Below are 23,922 nucleotides of genomic sequence, written 5' to 3'. Positions count from 1 at the left end.
TCTTTTGTCTCATTCAACCTATTTGGATGCCTTTCCCACATTCTTTGTAGCGCAGTGCACACCACCGCCGCGGATATTCAGGGCAGTACTTATAAATGGCACGATCTTCCTATCGGGAAATACCTCCTGCAAGACAGCAAGGGCCTTCTTATCCCGTTCCCTGATGCTTTCCGGCCTGCCCTCTTCCCAGTAATTCTGCGCAATCACAATGTTGTTTAGGATTAGGAAATTAACGTAGCTTAAGGCGGGCTGCATAATCATATCTCCTGTGGGCATGGGGGTTCCGTCATCCAGGAAGTCATTTCCTTCCCCATAGCGGCAGGACCATGTATCATTAATCCAGTCACCCGGTTTGGAATATACGTAGAAGGGTTCCGGCGCAGGCATACGCACAATCTTATATGGATTGCCTTCTGCGTCTGTTGCATTTTTCAGAACCTCGTATGCGGCATCGCAGCGCTCTTTTGTGATGCGGTGTGAATTCAGCTTAGCCGCCTCCTCGTCTGTGATTTCGGTGAGGAGGATGGTATTGGATCCCACAAATCTGGCAAACTCGTCCATATGGCCGTTGGCGGAAGAAGAGCGGTAAACCGGTTCCCCGTCCACATAATCCAACACACCCGAGGTGGTCAGTTCATCGTCAAAAACACCCTTCTCCAGCCAGAGCACCTTCTTTAAGTTAAACAGCCGCTTTAACTCCTCCTCTACTTCTTCCGTGGACATGTGGGGATTCCTCTTGGTCACTTCGGTATCCCGCAAAGCCATCAACACACCGTTTCCGTTAAATTCCTTGTCCCCGCCTTCGGTGATTAATGTGGAATTGAGGAAATCCCTGCAGCCAATCTCAAGAGCAAGATGGGGAGCAAATTTTGCGCAGAGAGTGGAAGTCACACTGTCAATCGTGCTCTGTCCGTACATGTTAAACCTTGGGTTAGCCAGGAGACGGTGGCCTTTGTCATCCACCAGTATGTCAGGACCGTAATCCCTTGTCCAGTTGCTGCCGTCCGGATAAGTGGTGATTACCACCTGATTAATATCCACATCTTCCTCTGCCAATGCCTTTTTGCAGCTTTCCACGCGCGCCTGATCCGGGCAGTTTACATACACGGTCACGCCTTCCGCCTGCTCCACTATGATTTTGATTAACTGGGCAAATGCTTTGTGCAGACTGTATCCTTTAATGCACTCTGCCATTGCCGGCCATCCCAGGATTACATATTCCTGGGGTTCAAATTCTCCCGGTACCCTAAAATCACTGTAATCCAATCCTCTATATTTTAATATATCCATAACCGGTTCCTCCTCTATCTCTCACCTAACACTGCTTTTATAACAGCCTTAATGCTATGTTTTCTGTTTCCTGCTTCCTGGAAAATATATGCCGCGTTCTGCTCAAAGACTTCGTCCGTCACTTCCATCCCCCCCTTAAGGAACTCCCGCAAATCCGGATCCTCGATAACAGACAGCAGCTTCTGGCCTGATGCATGGTCCATATTATGGGTGGAGGGCAGCATGTGAATCACAAAACAATCCGGGTTTTCTGTGCGCTTCAACAATTCCCTGTTCACCTGGTACGGACGAAAACGTACGATTCCAGGAAGCCATGTCTCAACAGGGTCCGTGAAGAATCCCCAGTTTTCTGTGGTGATTACGTCCACTCCCTTTATGGCGTTGATATCATCAGTTTCAATAAATTTACACTCAGGACTGTATTTTGCAAACAAGTCTTCCACAATCTTACGTTTTCTGGCTTCCATTTTCGTATTCCAATTAGGGGATACCACACCCTCGGGTACAAACCTGCGGAAGGTAGCCCTCTCTGCCGCTGTCAGTCCCTCTAATGCCTCATCCATTTCTATGTATGACGTAATGTAAGTAAAGTTCATCCCCAGCATAGCACACATAACACCATATGAGAAGGAGTTCACGGCGCCGCCCCGTCCGATAAAACACAAGGTCTTTCCCTTATAATTTTCACGTCCCCAGACTTCATCCAGGGTCATGGCATCTGCCAGCATCTGAGTGGGGTGCTGATGGTCTGTGTATCCATTGATAATAGGAATCGTGCTGTCTTTTGCCATCTCTAACAGTGTGCTGTGTTTGGCCCCTCTATATCCAATGGCACTGTACATCTCGCTAAATACCCTCATGGAATCCTTGATGGTTTCCGTGTTCCCAAAATGGGAATTGGATAAGAATGTGGTCCCCATCCCCAAATCATTTGCAGATGTCTCAAATGCACATCGTGTACGTGTGGAGTTCATCTCAAACAACAGCAGGAAGTCCTCCCCAATATAGTCCTGATGTCTGATATGTTCCCTGCTCTCCTTTTTCAGCCGGATTGCCAGGTCCAGAAGGTAGCGGATTTCCTCCGGTGTAAAATCCTCCAGTGCAAAAAAGTTTCTTCCTTTTAATGATATTGCCATTTTTTCTTGTCTCCTTTCTCTTTTTTCAGTTTTTATCCAGTATTTTTTCAGTGTTAACTACCACTTTGTAACCAGTTTGAATACTTTATCCAAATCTCCATTTAGATAGTGCACAATATTCTTTGCGGACGTCCGTTCCAGGTCTTCCACCGAGGAGGTGGAATAAAACGCGGTGTGGGGCGTCATGATGACATCATCCCTTCCAAGGAGTGGGTTCCGTGCGATATGTTCCGGCCTCTCATCCCGGATGGTGTCAAGGGCCGCGCCTTTTATCAGCTCCTCATCAAGGGCCTGCTTCAAATCCTCTTCCACCACCGAAGCACCCCGGCCCGCGTTTAGAAAATAGGGATGTCTTTTCATCCTGCGGAATGCATCCATGTTGAAAAAATCGTGGCTGCCCTCTGTCAGGCTCATGTGATTTGAGATTACATCCGCCTCCTCATATATGTCCTCCGGACAATCCACCAGCTTTACCCCAAAGTCTTCCGCGTATGTGGGACTTACGTATCTGTCATAGGCCATGACACGCATCCCCAGGGCCTGTGCGCGCAGCGCAACCGCTGTTCCAATCTTTCCCAGGCCAAAGATGCCGAGTGTCATATTCTTGGTTCTTTTATTAGGCTCCACAATCTGATAGTCCCAATTGTGGTCACGCTCCAGTGCGTGTATGTAATGTTTCAGATTTTTAATCAATGCAAGCATGACGCAGATTGTATGCTCCGCAACGTCAATGGTACAGTACTCCCCCACCGGGCATACTCCAATATGACGGCGGTTTGCCTCAGCCAGATCTACCTTGTCATAACCGGTTGCATTAATGGATATCACCTTCAGGTTGGGGGCATGGTCCATGGCTTCTGCATCCATCTCAATAAAACCGGTGAGCAGGGCGTCCGTCCCTGAAAGCCTTCCATAAAATTCATCCCGCTTTTCATCCGCGTACCTGTATACCTCCACCTCACAATCTGTTCCCAGCCCGTCTTTTAAGACTTGGGTTTCCAAATCATGTGCGGGCATTAAAAGTTCTGCATAATCTGCAATCAATATCTTCATATCTTTCCTCCCGGCAATGAAGCCTTACCCCATCAGTGTCAGTCCCAGTGCAAATGCCAGACACACCAAAAAGATTACAACCAGCGGTTTCCAGACAGCTTTGACCCACGACATATAATCAATCTTCGCGTATTGCGTACAGGTCATGACCGCAATGGAGGTTGGCGTAAACATCTTGGCAATGCCAAGAGCAAAGTTATAGATGATTATCATCACATAGGGCGGTACTCCTGCAAATGTGCCAAGGGGCACCATAACCGAAATGGTGGCTCCGGCAAGTCCCGTGGAGCTGGGAAGAAAGCAGGCAAATATCAGATAGATAACAAATGCCAGGAACACGAAAATCACCACCGGCAGGGAGCCAAGCGTCACTTCTGTTGCATGAAGGATGGTGGATGTGATATTTCCAGATGTCATGATTACCTGTATGCCGCGCGCCATTGGGACAATCAGGGCTGTTGACACAAGCTCTGCTGCTCCTTTGATGATAATGTTGATGATCCTGTCCAAATCATATCCGGCCATAAAGCCTGCAATCAGACACATCACCATCATAAGGGCTGTCAGTTCCGTAAAGTACCAGTCACCGAATGCCACCACATTGCTTCCGATTACAGTGCTGATAATGGGGGTTGTATTGATCCACTTTGCAACGGATGTAAAGAATGTGAAATTCTCATTGATGGAAGTCCATGGGAATAATGCCAGCAGCATGATGACAAAGGTTAGGATAAATACAATTAAAAGTCCTTTCATATGCTTTACATTGTCAGATGCGCCGCTGTTTTCCTCAGAATTTACAAAAGCTTCCAAATCCTCTTTCCGTCGGTAAAACTGTATGGATTTTTCCGGATTGGCCTGGACCTTTTTTGCATATAGGCTGATTAGGGCCGCAACCGTACCTGACAGTACAAAGAATAGGATTAATCTGGGAATAATTCCGTCTCCAAAGGATATTCCTGCAATATCCGAAGCAATACCTGTGGAAAAGGGGTTGATTGCAGATGCCGCACAGCCAATCTGGGTACCAAATACGGAAATCATCACAACCGTAATCGTATCCATGCCCAGGGCCAGGAATATGGGCAGGAATAGGGATACATAAATCGCACATTCCTCATATGCTCCCTGGGATGTGCCAAGGAATGACAGGATAAACACCAAGATTGTTATCAGAACATAGGGTTTTTCCTGAAACTTCTTTGCCACGGATGTCAGCGCATATCCAATCACACCTGTCTCTTCCATCATCTTCAGGAAACTTCCGAAAAGCATGATGTAAAGGGAAATGGAAATAGCTCCGCTGACGGCTCCATTTCCAACCATACCCGTGATTGGTGCCGTGATTACATCCCACAGTCCCTGGGGATTGGCCGGCAGTTCTTTGTACGTTCCTGCAATTGCATAACCCGCTTCGTCCAATTCGTATTCCCCGCCAGGTATAAACCAGGTCAGAAGGGCCATCAGCACTATGACTGCAAATACGACAACGTACGAATTCAGCCCCTTCCTTTCCTTTTTTTTCTTTTGGGTTCCTCCCATTTTTAATTCACCTTCCTCTTCTTTTTGTTTGCACTTACCATTACCGTATTGCGTGATTTTATTTTAGTGGAAACAGGCCCGGAAATACATTGGCGGGATACACAAAGTCACGATTAAAAGAATGTATGAATCACCAATATGGGAATCCGAAAAAAATGAGACTGTCAAGGCAACAGTCCCATCTTATAATCCCATACAGATTCATTTCCCGGGCGGCGCATTTCTGGTATTCCTCCACCACAATAACCCCGCCTTAAACTAATCGGAACATTTTGGTCAGCAAAATGATGATTGGCAATGCCAGCACTGTCTTCTCTATGAATATATAGCAGAGATCCTTCAATCTGATTGGCACCTTAGAGGAAATCAGGATAGAACCGATTTCAGTGATGTATATAATCTGGACCAGCGACAATGCGCCCAATACAAACCTCGTTTTTAAACTCCCCACTCCTGCCAGCAGAATGGAGGGAAGGAACATATCGATAAACCCTATGATGGCTGCAGGGGCCACAGAAAAGGCATCCTCAATCCCAAGTAACTGCAGATAGAATCCAAAGGGAATAGACAGCCATTTAAACACCGGAGTATAAACCTCCACTACACAGGCTATGGTACCGAAGGCCATTACGATAGGCGCTGTCTGGAACACAATTCCCATAAATGTGTCCAGCCCGCTGATTAGGATCTGTTTCAGTCCAGGCCCCTTTGCCGCTTTCTCAACCGCCAGCTTCAGGGCCCATTGGCGCATGGTGTAGCCTTCCAGTTCTTCCTCTTTCACCTGTTTTCCCACATCCGGGCAGAACTCGTCCGGATACAGACGAAGGGGCGGAATCCGAATCATAATTGCCGCGCTCACAGTTCCGGTAATTGTGACAATGAGATAAAAGGGAACAAACAAATGATCCACCCCAATCATGGCAGCAATCACCAGGCTGAAGGGCAGGGATACCGCAGAAAAGCAGCACGCGATTACAACCGCCTCTCTGGCCGTGTAGTATCCGCGCTCATACTGCTTAATGGTGAGGACCGCTCCCACTGTATTGCTCCCCAGCCATGAGGCCAGCAGATCCACCGCCGCCCTTCCCGGCAAACGGAATACCGGCCTGGTCACCTTGCGCAGCATCGTGCCAACATAGTCCATAATCCCAAAATCCGTCAGCAGCGGAATCAGAAATGCCGCTGCCATAAACCACACGGTAATGGTCTTCAGCAGATTCAGCATGGTCCCTCCTGTATCCGGTGAAATCACAATATGAAAGCCAACCCCAAAGTAAACCATGACCGCGAATACCGCTCCCAGGAGGCGGCATACATAATAGAACGTATTACAGGAAAAAAGGCTGTTCCAGCGTTCACTTTCCACAATACAGGCCGGCTTCAGGAAACGCCTGACGGTAGAGCATACTGCCGACAGTACAATGGCGGCTACCACCATAGCCGTAATCACAGGAGCTAACAGCTTTTGCATCATATCCGTAATGATGCCAATGAATATGGTCATATTCCCCTGCCACTGGATTGGAAGCAGAAAGATTACCGTTCCCAAAACCGACGGGATAAGAAATCTGCATAACTCCTTTAAAGTATACGTTCTGTTGCCTTGGCTCTCCATATCGATTCTCCTATGTGATGATTCCATGTTCTGCCCCATTGGGAGGTCTGATTTTTAAAACAAGTATAATCTGTTAATACTGTTTTTTCTATTGTGTATACATACAAAATTATACTTCTATTTTTGTATGTATAACCAATTCATTTTTCGGCCTTTTCACTTTAAGTTTAAATTATCATCTTTGCATGTTCAGGGAACAATGATATAATCTCATATAAGGCGGTGGATATGATGGGAGATAATTCATTAAAGTATACGTTTCACAACGATTTTAAGGAAGTTTCCATAAGGGATCTTCTCAATACAAAACAAATGTATTCCTGTGATACGGTCATAACGGAACAGGGACTTCAGCGTGTCATAAAAAGCGCAACCGTCATGGATGTGGAGGATATTGACGACTGGCTCCATGAAGGTGATATCCTGATTATAAGCCGCTTTATGCGCACCTGCCTCACCGAGAAATTCATCAATACCCTGCACCAGAAAAAAATTTCAGGTGTCATCACACATAAGCTGTATGAAGAATATATAACCACGGAACAGAAAAACTTATTGATGAACTATCACATTCCTCTTATATTTATAGAGGACAATGTTCCATGGCGTGACATGATTGTCCTGATTCAGAATCTGGTCATCAACAATCAGACGCAGTATCTTGTTGAGAACCAGAATTTCCAGAATTCCATCATCAATTACCTGTCCAAAAACTATACCCTCAACAGCCTGTGTGAAATCGTACACAACCTGACACAGATTACCATCGCCATTGCGGACTATAACCTGCGGCTGCAGGACAGCTCAAACGACAATAACTGGAACACGGAACTGTATAACCTGAGAATCAGCGCCCTGCACCACCGCATTCCCATTGGTGAGAACTTTAACGGCGTCACAATGAATGGATACAGATACCAGGACACAGCCATTAACAGGGAGTATCAGTATTTTATCATTCCCTCCCATATTTCAAAGTTTACCTCCGCGTTTTTTATCATTGTAAAATACCGCTTTTTTGCAGAGACACTGCCCCCGGAGTTAATCTGCCGGCTGGAGACCATCGAATCCATCTATTCTTTGAAAAACAGCATTACCGCTGAATTCGAGAAATCAAATTATTATTTTAAAAGTGTTGTTTTTGAAAGTCTCCTGGATATGTCCCATGAGGACCGCGCCCGCAAAAAGCAGATTGGCCTGAGCCTGAACACAGAACTCAGCGGTAACTATTACCTGCTTTTAATTAACAGCCGGAAGGACTTAAATATCTTTAACAATGTGGAACTGCTGACCGGATTTATGAACCATTTAAAACATATCAAACTATACAATGATAAATTTCTGGTCTTTTTATATAAGGAACAGTGGGTCATCCTGATGGATGACAAGGTGCCTTCCATCAAGGCCATGGGCGCACAGTTATACGATGCCCTTTCCACCTATTTTAATACTTCCCATTTCATTATGGGTATCAGTGACCTCCACCATTACTGGGATCTGCGAAGGGCCTTTAATGAAGCTGCTTTTACGATTAATTACGCAAAAAACAAACAGGAGAATGTGTGTCTCCTGGTATACGGGGAATTGGGAATCATCAAACTGTTCACTGACAGCAACGGCAATATCAATGATGCCTACCTCAATGAATTATATCACTCCTATTTAAAGCCCATTGTGGATTACGACAAAAAGCATTCCTCGGATTTATATATTACCCTGGAATACTTTTTCTCCAATGAGCTTTCCTATAAAATAACAAGTGAAAAATTATTCATCCACGTAAACACCCTCCATGCCAGGATTGCAAAAATAGAGAACCTGATTCATGTCAGCTTCTCTAATCTTGACAGTATTATCGGGCTTCGCCTTACGATTCTTTTGAATCAGTTTGACTATTTTTCCCATTACAGGTAGGCTAAGGGAGAGCGGAGGGTTTTCAGTTTTGTATGTCTCCATTTTTTGAAACGCGAAAAACCCCGACATACCCAACAGGTTAAAGCCTATAATCAGAGGGACCGTTCCATAGGAAATTAATAACCTATGGAACAGTCCTCCTATTCATCAGCCAACAATATGCCTGCAGTAATAGGCATCGGTCCCTCCTTAACCAATTGTCATAAACCTGCAGCAAAACCTGGTGGTGCATGGTCTGCTCATCGGTTGTCATCCCTCCGATATCCATACGTTTTCATTTTCCTGTATGGCCAATGAAAGCATGCTCCGGATGGATGCTAACACATTTTTAGACCCTTCAAACCGGCATTCAGATATATTTATTCCTTCGAACTGCCGCAGACATTCTTCTAAGTCTGGAATCTGCCAAAAGTCTTCATCATACCATCCGGTATGTAAATGATAGTAGTATGCAATTCCAGTCCATCCATACCGGGATGGTTTCATCTGCTCCATTATATCGTCAAAAAAGCCTGCCCAAATAACTATTTTTTCCTTTATTGTGTAAAACCCGATTTCCGGCTCACCTTCATAACCACGATAATATTGGTCATCCCCCCTGGACATATGCAAAGCCCTCCTTAATCTGCACAATCCCTATCCCTGCTTCTTCAAATTCCAGAGAATGGTGTCTGTCATGATTTTAACCGCATTCTCCGGATAGTTCATGTCATCATATGGAACTGAATATATTTCGTTTTCTCCTAGAAAGAACCGTAAAACATATCTATTTTGATTGCCGTATATCTGATTACAAATCCAATTACTTTTTCTCAAAAACCTATCCGTCATCTTACTTCTTGGAAGTATCCACGTTTCACGAAAATACTCTATTGTCAAAGTGTCATATTCCTTTGGGAACTCCGGCGTAAATGTATCCTTTTTATTCACCGCATAATGATAGAGTCCGTTCTTTTTAAACATTTCGCCTTCAATGACAGCCAGCTCACAAGCTTCTTCCAATAATTTGCCATCGAAATATTCCGTTTGGCTGCTCCCTCCCTGCTTGAGGGTCATCCCCAGTATCCTGGGATCAATACCGCACCATCTGCTTCTGTAACCAAAATTCCAATCCAAATACAGCCCATCGCCAAAAGCAAAGCAGCCGTTCCCATGAAGTCTGTATGTGGTACCACCGATGATGAACACGGTTTTACGCACTTTTCCCCTGTATTCAAAGAAATCCCATTTCGTTCTTAATTCCAGGTTTTCCTGCCTGTTTATTCCTTCCAGTAGTTTGCAGCATACATCCTCTACCTTGGCTATATATTCATCAATCATTGATTTTATTTTATCATCCATAGAATCATCCTATACTAACTGCTGTATCATCAGTGACCCATTCTTTTTTGATGTCTCCATGCTTCTGGTTAAGCGGCAGTTCAGACAAGCATATTTTATAAATCAAGTATATCATAGAAGTCAAATGATAGAATCAACTTTAATAACCGCTGATTTTAAAAGTGATACCATACCGATGATAACAAAAAAACGACCAGGCAATACCTGACCGTCTTTTCAGAAATCCGTCTTTTCAGAAATATATCCATCCACATGGCTATCCGCATAGCTATCACGTAGATTCCCCGCAACTATTCCCCAATCACCTTCACAAGTTCCTCCAAGGATTCCACCACCTTCTCAGCCGAATAACAGTTCATGCTGTTAAGCTGGCACACAAACCTGCCTGACATATGGATCCGCTGCTTATTGCTGGAGTATACAATGGGTTTCCGGCCGATTCCATATGCAATCCCCCCAAGGACGGCTGAGTCAATATTGGGTTCCGCCGCATCAAATAGCAGGATGGCCTGGCCGCTTTTTCTCAGGCGGTCAATATCCTCCTCTATATCGCCCTGGTTGTCCCCTGTCACACAGGTCTTTCCTGCTGCCTGGATTGCTGATTTGATTTTCTCAAGCAGCATCTGTCCGGATTCCGTATATTTAAAATTAGGATCCAGGTAATAGTCATACTCCACCGGCAAGGACTGAATGGGTACAGGGGCCGGTCTGGGCGTCCCGAAATCGCGGATCAGATTGTTTTTAAAAACTGTCAGGGCCCGTTCCAGCACATCCATGTTCCTCTGCCTGTAATCCGTTATCTCCTGATTCAGATCCGAAACAGCCGCAAAATTTGAAATATGCTCCACCAGTCTGCTTGCATGGTAAAAATCCTGTGAATCCCCCACCGAACTGGTGAAAATATCCGTGGAGATGATGTTGACCGGATATCCCCATGCGTACCCACAGCCAATTTCAAACCCACAGCCCGGGTCATAGGTCCATCCGTCAAAATACCCCACCACCCCGCTGCAGTCAGCCAGGGCCTGCACATCCATTTCAAATATTCCCGCCTCCTGGTCAACGCTGGTATTGTTGGTGCTCTTAAAAGGAAGGTATGGCTCTTTCATATCAGCCAGAAGCCCCTTGTCTATCCAATCAATGATTCTTTCGTATAAATCAAGGGCAATCAGGCGGTCATTTACATTATAAATCCTGTTCTGTATATATAATTTACTGGACATCTGCTATTTCCTTTCTCATGTAAAGTTAACTTTTCACGGCTCCGGCAGTCATTCCTGCCATTACCTGCTTATTTAATATAAAGAATACTATCAGTGTGGGCAGTACTGTCACGGATACAGCCGCAAAGGTAAGCCCCCAGTCCCTCAGGCCGAAATTATTGATGAAATCATTCAGTCCTACCGGGACTGTTTTCATTGCGCTGGTACTGATGAACGTATTTGCGAATGTAAACTCGTTCCACACAAATACAAACTCAAATATGGCAATGGTTGCAATGGCATTATGCAGAAGGGGCACAATGATTTCCAGGAATATACGGAAGGAACCGGCGCCGTCCATATAGGCCGCCTCAATAAGGGCGTCCGGTATCTGGTCCAAAAAGCCAATATAGAGGTACATGGCCATGGGTATGGCAAACCCTACCTGGGGTATTATCAGGGACCAGTATGTATTCTTAAGCCCCAGCCTGTTGTATAGCCCGAACATGGGGACCAGGGATACAAAAATGGGAATCATGATGCCCAGCATGAAGAAGTTGCGCACCAGGGTACGTCCCCTAAACTGCATTTTGGATAAAGGATATGCTGCCAGCGCCCCCAGCACCACGATTCCTGTAAGGGTTATGGCTGCCACTACCACGCTGTTCTTAAAATAGGTGGGTATCATGGAATCCAGAAGGCTTACATAGTTGGCAAGCGTAGGCGCTGTTGGCAGGGCATAGGGCGGGTTCATCAGATGCTCCTGTGAAGGCTTGATGCTGGACAGGAAAATCCACAGGATGGGATAAGTCTGTATAACCGCCACAAGCAGGATCAGGCAGTAAAGGGGCAGCCGTTTCAGGGATTTTATGTTTTTCATGCTCCTTCTCACTCCTTCCGCTTTGTCAGGGCATTGATAAGTCCGAAAATCGCAATACATTCCACTACAATAATCAGGCTCAGCGCACTGCCGTATCCATATTCCATGTTGTTAAATGCCGTCTTATACATATAGGTTGCCATCAGCTCGCTGGCATATCCCGGACCTCCGTTGGTCAGGACAAACGGACCTTCAAATGCCTTTAAGGTGCCAATGACCGCCAATACGATACAGTTGATGATAACCGGGCGGATCAGGGGCAGCCGGACATAGAGCAGTGTCTTCCAGTATCCGGCCCCATCAATGGAAGCCGCCTCAATGACCTCGCTGTCAATGGAGGTAAACGCTGAGTGGAACACCACCATGTACAGTCCCCAGAAACGGTATGCCTCGGCGATTGCCACCACCCACAAGGTCAGGTCCATGTCTGCCAGGAACGCGGTTTTCAGATGTGACAACCCGACCGCTCCCAGAAACGCATTGACCACGCCGTCCGGGCTGATGGCTAATAATTTCTTAAAGGTCTGGCTCATGGCCATACCGGATATGACCACCGGGGTAAACAGGATTACCCTGGTGATATTCTGTCCCTTGCGTATCTGCTGGACCAGGATGGCCAGGATAAGGCCTCCGCCCACCTGGAATATGGTGCCGACGGCAGCATATTTCAGGCTGTTAAACAGGCAGGTGGGCAGGTTTGGGTCCTTGAACATCTTGGCGTAGTTCCTTATTCCCACAAACTTCATTTCCGTAATACCGTTCCAGTCCATGACACTGTAATATATGGATGAAAATATGGGAATCAGGACCACTGCAAGATATACGATGAGGGGCAGGGCAAGGAAAATGTATGGATCCTGTTTTCGGTGTAGACACATGTGGAATCCTCCTCATTCTAGGGCGTGTTTGAAAATTGCTTTCCGTCAGCTGTGCGTCCCACTTTGTGGGAGATTTGGTCCCGATGAGGGAGGCGTAGCGGGCTACGTTGACCGAATTGGGACCAAATATGCCGCGAAGTGGGGCGTGCAGATGGCGGGAATGAATTTTCAAACAGGCCCTAAGGTCTGCCAGGTCATTGAAAGAACTTGGGGGCATTTTCAGCAATAGCGGCGTCAATGCGCTGTGCAAATTCCTCAGGCGTTATGGCGCCCATACCCAGGTTGACAATCTCCTTATTCATCACCTCAACCGTGGCAGAGTCCATGCGCACATCCCAGCTGTATCCGTAATCTGTCAGGTTGTTGCAGTCATCCATGACCTTCTGGTCAAAGTCCGAGAAGGTTCCCAGCGTGGTGTCAAAATCCATGGGCGGCATGACGCTGGTCTTATAAAATGCAGTTTCAGGATAACTGTCCAGCACATATTTGATAAAATCCTTTAACTGGTCGTCATATTTATCCTTACTGATGGACGTGCCTGTGCCTGCATTGGCCCACATATCGGTCCTGCCATTCACCGCTCCTTCCATGGAAGGCATATAGAAATATGCGTAATCGTCTTTCAGTTCCCTGTTTTCATCCATGAAACTGCTGAACTGCCAGGTACCGATGTAATAGATTGCAGCATTTCCTGAAAGGAAATTCTCAAGGGCGCTGGTATAGTCGCTGGTGGACCAACCGGGCTGGAAATATTCCGTACCCAGCTTCTGGAAGAAATTGGCCGCCTGGATGCCCACGGGGTCACCCATCTTCGCCTCCCCCACCTTCAGCTTCTCAATGTAATCATTGCCCTCCAGGCGGTAGGGGATAAAAGCCATCCAGCGTAACAGGGCCCAGCCCGGCCACGTGGAGATGGGTGTGATCCCGGCATCCTTTAGCTGCTGGCAGGTATCCAGTAATTCATCAAAGGTCTCCGGCGTCTTCTGGATTCCGGCCTTTTTGAATAAATCCTTGTGGTACCAGAAATATTCAATGTTGTTCTCCCATGCAAGGCTGTAGAGTTTACCGTCGGACAGACGCGCATAGTTTTCCCCAATGTTCATCATGCGGTCATAGCCCAGGTCTTTATACAGGCCGTCCACATCCACCAAGGCCCCGGTAGAGGCAATCTCACTGAGCAGGGTATCCCCCTCGCTGTCAAACAGATCCGGCAGTTCGTTGCTGGCAGCCAGGATCTTCAGCTTCTGGTTATAGGTGGAACGGTCGGAAATCACCTCAAACTCCACTTTTACATCCGGGTTTTCCTTCATATAATCTTCAGCAATCATGTTCATGGCAGGCCATGAGGAACGCACGGTCATCCAGGTAATGGTCCGTTCCTTTGTATCTGTTTTACCATTCCCTACCTTTTCCCCATCCTGTCCGGCCTGTCCACCCTGTTCAGTCTGTCCGGCCTCTGTCCCCGAAGGGCTGCCGGAGCCGGAAGAACCGGTCCCGGATGAGGGGGCGCCGGAACATCCCACGCTTGAAAGTGCAATCACTGCGGCCAACAACACTGAAATCATCTGCCTGCTTCTCATTATCCTTCTCCTCCTTATCACCTGTGCGCCTACATTTCCTCTACAATCCGGTTCAGCAATTTCACGGTCTTCTCAGATATCTGCTCCATGACCTGGATGACTTCATCGTGGCTGGTCTTACCTGAGGAATGGATGCATGTCATGTTGGTTATGCACGAAATGCCCAATACCCTCATTCCGCAGTTGACAGCCACCATATCCTCCGCCACGGTGGACATTCCCACCACGTCGGCCCCCAGGACTCCATATGCGCGGACCTCCGCGGCAGTCTCATAGGTGGGGCCGGGCCAGTAACCGTACACGCCCTGCTGTATCCTGATTCCCATATCCTTTGCACATCTGCGGGCCAGTTCCATGTACTCCGGGTCATAGGGCCTGCTCATATCGGTAAATCTCGGTCCCAGTTCCTCCAGGTGTGCTCCCCTCAGGGGCGGCGGGCAGAAGTGTGCCAGATGATTCTCGATGATCATCAGGTCCCCCGGGACGAAATGTCTGCTCACGGCCCCGCAGGCATTGGTGAGAATAAGGCTGCCTGCCCCCAGCATGCGCAGTACCCTGACAAGATAAGTGATTGTCTGGGTGTCATACCCCTCGTAATAATGGTTCCTTCCCTGCATCACGGCAATGCATTTTCCTGCGATTTCCCCCACGAATAACCGGCCGCTGTGTCCGCTGACCGTCGGTTTTGGGAAATTAGGGATGTCCTCATAAGGAATGATATCGGCATTTTCCAGCTGGGACGCGTAATCCCCAAGCCCGGAACCTAAGATCATGGCAATCTCAGGTACCTTTCTTGTCCGGCTCCTGATATAATCCACTGTTTCCCTGAGGGCAGACATCATTAAGCCTGCATCTGTGTAATCTAAGTTTTGAATTTTCATGTCCCGACTCTCCTCTGTGTTTTATGGTTCCATTGTAAGGTGAGCCGGTAATTTTTTAAATCCGCCTTTATTTTGGATTGTTGGGCCATTTTCAAGAATCTCTTTTATTCAAGCCCTATCTTTGTACGCTTATAGGTGTCCGGTGTCATGCCCACATATTTTTTAAACTGCTTGTTAAAGTAGCGGTAGTCGAAATATCCCACCTTCCTGCACACATCCTTTGCCTTTTCCCCCTTTTCCAGCAGCCCTGCCGCCTGGCGGATGCGGACCTGGGCCAGATAATGGCTGTAGGCAACCCCCTCTTCCTTTTTAAACAGGACGCTCAGATATGTGGGGTTCATATGGACCTGGTCCGCCAGGGTTTCCAGCGTGATGCTCTCAGCATAATGCTGGTCTATGTATTTTTTCACCACGCTTACAGGGTGTTCCCTTTCCGTATTCTGGTCCTGCTCCACCTCCAGCAGGAAACGATCCGTCATGCGGCGCGCCCAGTCCGTCATTTCCTCCGCGGATTCCAGGTCCATGATTTCACTGTGGCTGATGACGGGCAGCCTATCTTCCCCAACACCACCGGATTCCAGCGAAAGTTTTTGTACCAGGTATACCAGGTCCAGGCATTCGTTCCTCAGAAGCTCCGGCATGATTCCCGCCTTAGCCAGGTAGGACAGGTATGCCCCGGCCTGTTTCCTGAACTGGCTGTAATTCTGCAGACGGAAATTAAACTCCATGGAATACTGGCTGTCCGTAATCTCCGCCGGAATATGGTTCCGATACTCCACATCCTCGCTGCGCACAATCTCCTCCGCTTCCAGGAAGCACGCATAGTTCTGGGCGCTCCTGGCCTCTGAAAACGCGTCCTTCAGCCCATAGATGCCCTGATGTATGCTGCTGATTCCCCCATAAAAGGATATGCCCTGGTCCTCCAGCGCCTGCCTTTGCCCGGATATCTCCTGATAAAAGGGAAATATCTGGCATTCCTGGTTGAAGTATACAAAATACAGCTGCTCCTCCACGGTCAGGGTGTAAATATCCAGGCTGTGGTTCCCTGCAATTGAAAATGTCATTGCATTGATCAGTTTCCGGTATTCATCCACGCCAGACTCCTTCCAGGATAATTTCCCGGCGCATAACACGGCCAGCTCAGTTGAAAAGCTAAGATATTCCCCCACCTCCAGAAGCCGCTCCATGTTTGCAGCTTCCATGGCGGACGGCTGGTTCATCAGGTCGTACAGGGCCTGCTCCACCATGACCCGGTTTACCTGCTGGGTGCGCTCCTTCATGCGTATATAATTTTTCTTGTAGTCCACCAGGTTGGCGGCCTTTTTAAGGGCGCCCCGCAAATCGCTGACCGTCACCGGCTTTTCCAGATAGGCAAGCACGCCCAGGCCAATGGCCTGCTGGACATATTTAAACTCGCAAAATCCGCTGAATATGATGAACACCGTGTCCGGAAAACGCATCTGGGCCTGTTCTATCATCTCCAGGCCCGACAGTCCCGGCATGCGGATATCCGTCAGGACCACATCGGGATGTTCCCTGTATATCAGCTCCAATCCCTGGTTCCCATCTTCTGCCGTGCCTGCCAGTTCCACATCCGGCTCCCGCTTCAATACCATGGCCATGCCTTTTAAGACTACGTTTTCATCTTCAATCAGAACCACTTTTATCATTCCTTTACCCCCGCCCGCAACGATATTTTCACCTGTACCCCCTGTCCGGGGCTGCTCTTAAATTCCACCTTTGCATCATCACCATAGACAAGACGGATGCGTTCCAGACTGTTTCTCAGGGCGTATCCTTTGGAAAGGGAAGCATCCACATCCATGCCAACCCCGTCATCCGCCACTTCAAAACACAGGAAATCCTGCTCCCTGTAAACCTTTATGACAACGGTGCCGCTTCCCAGCTTAGGCTCCAGCCCATGGTAAACAGCATTTTCCACAAATGGCTGAAGCAGCAGCTTTATGACTTTATATCCCATCAGGCTTTCATCGGCCTGGATGTCCACATGGATCTTCCCTTCAAAACGGATGTTCTGGATATAGAGATAGCTTCTGACAAAATCCAGCTCCTTCTGTATGGGAATGAACTTTTCCCCTTTGCTGAGGGCAATCTTAAACACATCGCTCAATGCCTTTGTAAGCTCCGCCACATCCTCGGCCTCATGGAGGATGGCCATCCAGTAAAGGGAATCCAGGGTATTATACAGGAAGTGGGGATTGATGTTGGACTGAAGCAGCTCCAGTTCCGCCTCCTTATTCTTAAGCTCCACCCGTGTGACCTGGTCGGCCAGGGTAAGCTTTTCATTTACCATACGGCTGAATTCCTGGCCGATGGCGCCAATCTCGTCATCCGGAAAATCTGTTTCCAGGCAGCGTTCCCCTTCCCCCACACGTACAATGTCATCCCTCAGCTGGTAAAGGGGCTTTGTGATCCGGTTACACAAAAGAACCGTCAGCACCAGCAGAAGGACAATGGTTATCGCCAGCCCATTCATAATAATGCCCTGTATCTTACCTGCTTCACTTAACAGGTTCCGGTTCTGCACCATGTGTACCAGCTCCCAGTCCATTTCCGAGCTGCCATACCTGGACAGATGATAGTCCGGGTCCCCCTTTACCAGTATGCGGGCAATCTCCTGCTCCTCCATGGCTGCGCCGGATGACAGGACCACATCATATCCCCCCTCCTCCTGTTGTTCCACCACAGCATATGCGCCCTGCTCTGGGCGGTAAGAGGGAAATACCTCTTTTAAGGCCGCTTTGTCAAAGTTCAATATCATCATTCCAATCACATCCTGGGTATCGAGGTTCTTAAGGAGCTTGATGCAGGAAAACTGCTCCCTGTTCCCGGTAATTACATTCCGGCCCGCGAACCCCTCATATCCTTTTTGCGCCGCCGCCTTCTTAAACCATGGCGTGGCTGAGATAACACCATAGTCCGCTGCGTCTGCCGCAGACCTGCCCTGACCTGAATCATCCAGATAGAACAGCCTTCCCCTGGAATCATACAGATAGATGGACCTGGCGCCGGAAAATCCCATGATATACTTTTCCATCGCATTGTCCAGATCCACGAACAGGCGCTCTTCTATCCGTCTTCCACCTGACCGGGAATTGCTGCTTATCGTAAGGTCATTTTGAAGAACCGGGTCTGCCAGCACGTTCCTGGCAATGTCACGGTAGGAATCCAGATAATGGCTCAAAATGATATCTGCTGATTCAAGGACCTTTAGATAGGATTCCGAGTTTGTCTTTATGAGCATGGCGCTTGTCATGCCGTATATCATTACCCCCAGCAGGATAACAGCCGGAATGATGACCCCCAGCTGTACGGCGATTATACGGTTCCGAATCATTTTCATATTAAAGAATTTTTCCAGCCGTTTCATATGACAGGCACCTCCAGATGTTTTCTCCTCCTCTCATTATATGGCAGGGGAGCGTATCGGCACAAGTGCCCTATTTTTAGATTGGTGTGTGTATTTTGTGATTGGGGCGCAAAAAAAGACCGGGCAGTCACGGCCGCCCGGCCTTCTCATACATTACAATCCATTAAACTCCAATCAAACCTTACTTCACCAGCAGGGACTTTCCTGTCATCTCCACAGGCTGCTCCATTCCCATCAGCTCAATGAGGGTTGGGATGATATCGCACAGGGCGCCTCCCTCGCGCAGCTTGTAGGCTGGGTCCGCATTCACCAGGATGAACGGGACAGGGTTGGTGGTGTGGGCCGTAAATGGCTCCCCTGTTTCATAGTCCACCAGCTGCTCCGCGTTGCCGTGGTCGGCACAGATGAACATGACGCCGTCCACTTCCTTGATGGCATCCACTGCACGGCCCACGCAGGCATCCACTGTCTCGATGGCCTTGATGGCAGCATCCTCCACGCCTGTATGTCCAACCATGTCCGGGTTGGCAAAGTTGATGATGATTACATCATACTTGCCTAATCTGATGGCTTCCACCAGCTTATCGCACACGCCGTTGGCGCTCATCTCAGGCTTTAAGTCGTAGGTGGCAACTTCCTTTGGTGAGGGAACCAGAATACGGTCCTCGCCTTTGTTAGGTTCCTCCACACCGCCGTTAAAGAAGAAGGTAACGTGGGCATACTTCTCAGTCTCGGCAATCCTTACCTGGGTCTTGCCATGGGCTGCCAGGAATTCGCCGAAGGTGTTGGTGATGCTCTCCTTCCTGAATGCAACCAGCTTGTTTTCAATGGTTTCATCATAATCGGTAAAGCATACGAACACAAGGTCCAGCTTCTTATCCCTTGCAAAACCGTCAAAGGACGTATCGCAGAATGCGCGGGTGATTTCCCTTGCGCGGTCCGGGCGGAAGTTGTAGAATATCACGGAATCCCCGTCCTTAATGGTGGCGGTTGGCTTACCGTCCTTTTCAACCACGAAAGGTATCACGAACTCGTCTGCCTTGCCATCATCATAGGATGCCTGGATTCCTCCGGTAGCGCTTGCGGCCCGGTTTCCCTCGCCCTTTGTCAGCGCATTGTAAGCCAGCTCCACACGGTCCCATCTCTTGTCACGGTCCATGGCATAGTAACGTCCCATAACGGATGCCACTTCGCCCACGCCGATTTCCTTCATCTTGGCTTCCAGATCAGCTACGAATCCCTTGCCGGATTCCGGAGGGGTGTCGCGGCCGTCAAGGAAACAGTGTACATACACCTTGTCAAGGCCATTCCTCTTAGCCAGTTCCAGAAGGCCGTAGATATGGGTGTTGTGGCTGTGGACACCTCCGTCGGACACAAGGCCGAACATATGAAGGGCAGTGCCGTTCTTCTTGCAGTTTTCCACCGCGGTAAGGAATTCAGGCACCTGGAAAAAATCACCGTCCTGGATGGACTTGGTGATCCTGGTCAGTTCCTGGTAAACAATGCGGCCTGCCCCCATGTTAAGATGGCCCACCTCAGAGTTGCCCATCTGTCCTTCCGGAAGTCCCACTGCCATCCCGCTGGCCTCGCCCTTAACAAAGGGGCACTGGCTCATCAGCTGGTCCATGACAGGGGTCCTACCCTCGCACACAGCATTGTGGTCGCAGTTGCTGTTAAGGCCGTAGCCGTCAAGTATCATTAATACTGTTGGTCTCTTGCTCATATTTAAAAATCTCCTTTTTTTCATTGCTGTCAAAGAGAATGATGCCCTGCAGTCAGCTTCTCCGGCCGCAGGGCAAATACATTGCTTGCTTATTACTTATTGTAGTTCACGATTTTCCCAAAATCCGGTTTGAGGGAAGCGCCGCCTACCAGACCGCCGTCAATGTCGGCCTGTGCGAACAGCTCCGGCGCTGAGGATGCGGATACAGAACCGCCGTACTGGATACGGATGGCTTCTGCCGTGGCCCCGTCATAAATCTCACCGATGCAGACGCGGATGGCTGCGCATACTTCCTCAGCCTGCTCCGTGGTTGCTACCTTGCCTGTGCCGATTGCCCAGATTGGCTCATATGCGATGACAGCAGTCTTAGCCTGGTCAGCCGTTACATTCAGGAAAGCAATCTTAATCTGCTGGCGGATCCAGTCAATGGTGATGCCCTGCTCCCTCTGGGTTAAGGACTCGCCGCAGCAGACAATCGGGGTGATGCCGTGCTCAAATGCCTTCAGCACCTTCTTATTCACGGTCTCGTCTGTCTCAGCAAAATATTCGCGTCTCTCGGAATGTCCGATGATTACATACTTTACGCCTGCGTCCGTGAGCATGTTAGGGGCAATCTCGCCTGTGTAAGCGCCCTTTTCCTCGTAATACATGTTCTCCGCACCGATGCAGATATTGCTTCCCCTGGCAGCTTCCATAGCCGGGATGATGTCGATTGCGGGTACGCAGAATACTACGTCCACATCGTCATTTGCTACCAGTGGTTTTAACTCATTAACCAGGGCAACTGCCTCTGATGGTGTCATGTTCATCTTCCAGTTGCCTGCGATAATTTTCTTTCTTGCCATGATGGTTCCCCTCTCCTTACACTGAGCGCTTGGCGCCCGTCCTTCAGGCACTTATGTGCAAAAGCGCTTTGTCATATAAACTGTCCTGTTATTTGTTGTCTGCTGCCGCAACGCCTGGCAGTTCCTTGCCCTCTAAGAATTCCAGGGAAGCGCCGCCGCCAGTGGAAATGTGTGTCATCTTGTCGGCAAAGCCCAGTCTCTTAACAGCATTCACGGAATCGCCGCCGCCGATGACAGTGGTTGCATCTGTCAGTTCAGCAACCGCACGGCAGATTTCCAGTGTACCTTCTGCAAAGTTGGAGAATTCGAATACGCCCATGGGTCCGTTCCATACAACGGTCTTGGCGCCCTTTAATGCATCCTTGTAAAGAGCAATTGTCTTAGGTCCGATATCAAATCCTGACCAGCCGGCATCAATCACATCCACTACCTTATGCTCTGTGTCGTTGGAAAATTCCTTGCCCTCTACATGGTCAACAGGGAGCAGCAGCTTAACGCCCTTCTCCTCTGCCTTCTTAACCATCTGAAGCGCATAATCCAGCTTATCAGCCTCACACAGGGAGTTGCCGATTTCCTGGCCCTGTGCCTTGGCAAAGGTGTAAGCCATGCCGCCGCCGATGATCAGGGTGTCAACCTTGTCAAGGAGGTTGTTGATTACGTTAATCTTGTCAGAAACCTTTGCGCCGCCTAAGATGGCCACGAATGGGCGGACCGGGTTCTCAACTGCCTGTCCTAAGAACTTAATCTCCTTCTCCATCAGGTAGCCAACCACGTTCTCCTTGGTGTATCTTGTGACACCTACATTGGAGCAGTGCGCCCTGTGGGCGGTACCGAATGCATCATTTACAAAAATGCCGTCGCACAGGTCAGCCAGTTCCTTGGCATAGGCTTCCGTAGCAGCATCGCCATCCTTGAACTTGGTCTCTTCAATCCTGTAACGTGTATTCTGAAGCAGAAGAACCTCGCCGTCCTTTAATTCAGCGGCAACCTTCTGTGTCTCAGGTCCGGTAACCTTGGCATCATCCACAAACTTAACTTCAACGCCCAGTCTCTCGCTGAGGGCCGGGGCAACCGGTGCAAGACTCATCTCAGGTACAGGCTCGCCCTTTGGCTTGCCCAGATGGGAACACAGGATAACCTTTGCGCCCTGGTCAAGAAGCTTCTTGATGGTTGGGATGGCACCGTCGATACGGTTGTAGTTCTGGATGACACCTTCCTTTAACGGCACGTTGAAATCGCAGCGCACCAGTACCTTCTTGCCCTGTAAATCCTTTAAATCATCTACTGTTTTCTTATTTAACATTGTATTAATCCCCTTTCAGAGTCTTAAGATTCCATGCAGGAACCCCTGCGCAAAAAAGGGTCCGGTCCAAACGACCGGACCCCTCATGAGTCAACTTATTGCTTCAATTAGCCAAGCTCAGCAAAGTACTTAATGGTCCTGACCATCTGGCTTGTGTAGGAGTTCTCGTTGTCATACCATGAAACAACCTGAACCTCATACAGATCATCAGCAATCTGAGCTACCATGGTCTGGGTTGCATCGAACAGGGAGCCGAATCTCATACCGATTACGTCGGAAGAAACAATGGCATCCTCGTTGTATCCGAAGGACTCAGAAGCAGCAGCCTTCATAGCGGCATTGATGTCTTCCTTGGTAACGCCAGCCTTCTTAACAACAGCTGTAAGGATTGTGGTGGAACCGGTCGGTACCGGAACACGCTGTGCGGAACCGATTAACTTGCCGTTCAGCTCTGGGATAACCAGGCCGATAGCCTTAGCAGCGCCGGTGGAGTTAGGAACGATGTTGGCTGCGCCGGCTCTTGCCCTTCTTAAATCACCTTTTCTGTGTGGTCCGTCCAGAATCATCTGATCGCCTGTGTAAGCGTGGATGGTGGACATGATACCGCTCTGGATAGGAGCGTAATCATTCAGTGCCTTAGCCATAGGAGCCAGGCAGTTGGTTGTACAGGAAGCAGCGGAGATAATCTTGTCATCAGCTGTCAGTACGTTCTCGTTAACACTGTATACGATAGTAGGAAGGTCATTGCCTGCTGGAGCAGAAATAACAACTTTCTTAGCGCCTGCATCGATGTGTGCCTGTGCTTTGTCCTTGGAGCAGTAGAAGCCTGTGCACTCCAGAACTACGTCAACACCAATCTGGCCCCATGGAAGGTCAGCAGCCTTTGGCTCCTTGTAGATGGTAATCTTCTTGCCATCAACAGTGATGGAATCCTCACCAGCCTCTACAGTATGAAGGCCCTGTCCATAAACACCAGCGTATCCGCCCTGTGCTGTATCATACTTTAAGAGATGAGCTAACATCTTAGGATCGGTTAAGTCATTGATTGCTACTACATCGTAACCTTCTGCTCCGAACATCTGACGGAAAGCCAGACGTCCAATACGTCCAAAACCATTAATTGCTACTTTTACTGCCATGATTCAATTCCTCCTAGTTTGTTAAAAATTATATTATTGTTAAATAATAATCAACCTTCTTACATTGTAATCAATTTCTCTGGAAATGGCAAGTCCTTTTTTCAATTTTTCGCAGGACAGGCTTTTTCTGGAAATTTCTTTCATCCCCTTGGTGATTATGTCCAAATGAATGCTTAGTCTTCATTATACCACAAATCTTCACACCTTTA

Annotated in this window: 19 protein-coding genes and 2 pseudogenes; 2 read left to right on the top strand and 19 right to left on the bottom strand. The window is 48.4% G+C overall.

Translation table 11 applies throughout. From position 1 onward, the window contains the following. Positions 1 to 18 precede the first annotated feature (18 nt). The 5 genes from MCJ35_RS04770 to MCJ35_RS04750 form a co-directional block, all read right to left on the bottom strand. A complete protein-coding gene (locus tag MCJ35_RS04770; RefSeq protein ID WP_051400555.1) occupies positions 19 to 1,290 on the bottom strand; it encodes an agmatine deiminase family protein in 1,272 nt (423 codons plus the stop codon). Between the two features lie 14 nt (positions 1,291 to 1,304). After that, positions 1,305 to 2,426, bottom strand: coding sequence for a Rossmann-fold NAD(P)-binding domain-containing protein (locus MCJ35_RS04765; protein ID WP_025482712.1), 1,122 nt, complete (start codon positions 2,424 to 2,426; stop codon positions 1,305 to 1,307). Between the two features lie 57 nt (positions 2,427 to 2,483). Continuing rightward, complete coding sequence (locus MCJ35_RS04760) at positions 2,484 to 3,479, bottom strand: NAD(P)-dependent oxidoreductase (RefSeq protein WP_025482713.1); 996 nt, start codon at positions 3,477 to 3,479, stop codon at positions 2,484 to 2,486. A 24-nt stretch (positions 3,480 to 3,503) separates the two neighbouring features. Continuing rightward, positions 3,504 to 5,021: a YfcC family protein gene (locus tag MCJ35_RS04755; protein WP_025482714.1), complete on the bottom strand. Its 1,518-nt coding sequence runs from the start codon at positions 5,019 to 5,021 to the stop codon at positions 3,504 to 3,506. A 253-nt stretch (positions 5,022 to 5,274) separates the two neighbouring features. Beyond that, complete coding sequence (locus MCJ35_RS04750; protein WP_025482715.1) at positions 5,275 to 6,636, bottom strand: YjiH family protein; 1,362 nt, start codon at positions 6,634 to 6,636, stop codon at positions 5,275 to 5,277. 228 nt (positions 6,637 to 6,864) lie between these two features. On the opposite strand from MCJ35_RS04750, the gene MCJ35_RS04745 reads away from it, so the two are divergent. Next, positions 6,865 to 8,550 carry a helix-turn-helix domain-containing protein gene (locus tag MCJ35_RS04745; protein WP_034576129.1) on the top strand — a complete coding sequence of 562 codons (1,686 nt, stop codon included), beginning with the start codon at positions 6,865 to 6,867 and terminating at the stop codon, positions 8,548 to 8,550. Positions 8,551 to 8,799: 249 nt separating this feature from the next. Here the strand turns inward: MCJ35_RS04745 and MCJ35_RS04740 are convergent, their stop codons facing one another. The 5 genes from MCJ35_RS04740 to MCJ35_RS04720 form a co-directional block, all read right to left on the bottom strand. After that, positions 8,800 to 9,156 (bottom strand): hypothetical protein, encoded by a 357-nt coding sequence (locus MCJ35_RS04740; protein WP_025482718.1) that lies wholly within the window; start codon positions 9,154 to 9,156, stop codon positions 8,800 to 8,802. 30 nt (positions 9,157 to 9,186) lie between these two features. Further along, a complete protein-coding gene (locus tag MCJ35_RS04735) occupies positions 9,187 to 9,891 on the bottom strand; it encodes a DUF6896 domain-containing protein (protein ID WP_025482719.1) in 705 nt (234 codons plus the stop codon). Positions 9,892 to 10,181: 290 nt separating this feature from the next. Then, entirely contained in the window at positions 10,182 to 11,114 is a 933-nt protein-coding gene (locus MCJ35_RS04730; RefSeq protein WP_025482720.1) for a nucleoside 2-deoxyribosyltransferase, read from the bottom strand. A 25-nt stretch (positions 11,115 to 11,139) separates the two neighbouring features. Then, positions 11,140 to 11,973, bottom strand: coding sequence for a carbohydrate ABC transporter permease (locus tag MCJ35_RS04725; RefSeq protein WP_025482721.1), 834 nt, complete (start codon positions 11,971 to 11,973; stop codon positions 11,140 to 11,142). Between the two features lie 8 nt (positions 11,974 to 11,981). Beyond that, positions 11,982 to 12,851: a carbohydrate ABC transporter permease gene (locus MCJ35_RS04720; RefSeq protein WP_025482723.1), complete on the bottom strand. Its 870-nt coding sequence runs from the start codon at positions 12,849 to 12,851 to the stop codon at positions 11,982 to 11,984. Here MCJ35_RS04720 and MCJ35_RS31900 point away from each other — a divergent pair. Then, a pseudogene (locus tag MCJ35_RS31900) lies at positions 12,757 to 12,984 on the top strand (DUF6783 domain-containing protein); the annotation flags it as partial. The gene MCJ35_RS04720 and the pseudogene MCJ35_RS31900 sit on opposite strands and share 95 nt — an antisense overlap. On the opposite strand, the pseudogene MCJ35_RS31895 reads toward MCJ35_RS31900, so the two are convergent. The 9 genes and pseudogenes from MCJ35_RS31895 to gap all read right to left on the bottom strand — a co-directional run. Beyond that, positions 12,928 to 13,068 (bottom strand): annotated as a pseudogene (locus tag MCJ35_RS31895) (DUF6783 domain-containing protein); the annotation flags it as partial. The pseudogenes MCJ35_RS31900 and MCJ35_RS31895 sit on opposite strands and share 57 nt — an antisense overlap. Continuing rightward, positions 13,046 to 14,431, bottom strand: a complete 1,386-nt coding sequence (locus tag MCJ35_RS04715) for an ABC transporter substrate-binding protein (protein ID WP_025482724.1) — start codon at positions 14,429 to 14,431, stop codon at positions 13,046 to 13,048. The pseudogene MCJ35_RS31895 and the gene MCJ35_RS04715, both read right to left, overlap by 23 nt. A 29-nt stretch (positions 14,432 to 14,460) precedes the next feature. Beyond that, entirely contained in the window at positions 14,461 to 15,312 is an 852-nt protein-coding gene (locus MCJ35_RS04710) for a purine-nucleoside phosphorylase (protein WP_240299375.1), read from the bottom strand. Between the two features lie 104 nt (positions 15,313 to 15,416). Beyond that, positions 15,417 to 16,982, bottom strand: coding sequence for a response regulator transcription factor (locus tag MCJ35_RS04705; RefSeq protein ID WP_025482726.1), 1,566 nt, complete (start codon positions 16,980 to 16,982; stop codon positions 15,417 to 15,419). Next, positions 16,979 to 18,703, bottom strand: coding sequence for a cache domain-containing sensor histidine kinase (locus MCJ35_RS04700; RefSeq protein WP_025482727.1), 1,725 nt, complete (start codon positions 18,701 to 18,703; stop codon positions 16,979 to 16,981). Before MCJ35_RS04700 ends, MCJ35_RS04705 begins: the two co-directional genes overlap by 4 nt. Positions 18,704 to 18,884: 181 nt before the next feature. Beyond that, entirely contained in the window at positions 18,885 to 20,426 is a 1,542-nt protein-coding gene (gene gpmI, locus MCJ35_RS04695) for a 2,3-bisphosphoglycerate-independent phosphoglycerate mutase (RefSeq protein WP_025482728.1), read from the bottom strand. A gap of 92 nt (positions 20,427 to 20,518) precedes the next feature. After that, positions 20,519 to 21,271, bottom strand: coding sequence for a triose-phosphate isomerase (tpiA, locus tag MCJ35_RS04690; RefSeq protein WP_025482729.1), 753 nt, complete (start codon positions 21,269 to 21,271; stop codon positions 20,519 to 20,521). 88 nt (positions 21,272 to 21,359) lie between these two features. Then, the gene (locus MCJ35_RS04685; protein ID WP_008722651.1) at positions 21,360 to 22,574 is read right to left on the bottom strand and encodes a phosphoglycerate kinase; all 1,215 of its coding nucleotides are present in this window, start codon (positions 22,572 to 22,574) and stop codon (positions 21,360 to 21,362) included. A 107-nt stretch (positions 22,575 to 22,681) separates the two neighbouring features. After that, positions 22,682 to 23,713, bottom strand: coding sequence for a type I glyceraldehyde-3-phosphate dehydrogenase (gene gap, locus MCJ35_RS04680; protein ID WP_008722649.1), 1,032 nt, complete (start codon positions 23,711 to 23,713; stop codon positions 22,682 to 22,684). Between the last annotated feature and the right edge of the window lie 209 nt (positions 23,714 to 23,922).

This window comes from Enterocloster sp. OA13, from assembly GCF_022440595.1.
GTDB classification, from domain to species: domain Bacteria; phylum Bacillota; class Clostridia; order Lachnospirales; family Lachnospiraceae; genus Enterocloster; species Enterocloster hominis.
The sequence above is the reverse complement of the archived record's forward strand: the minus strand, read 5'-3'. Positions and strand labels throughout refer to the sequence as shown.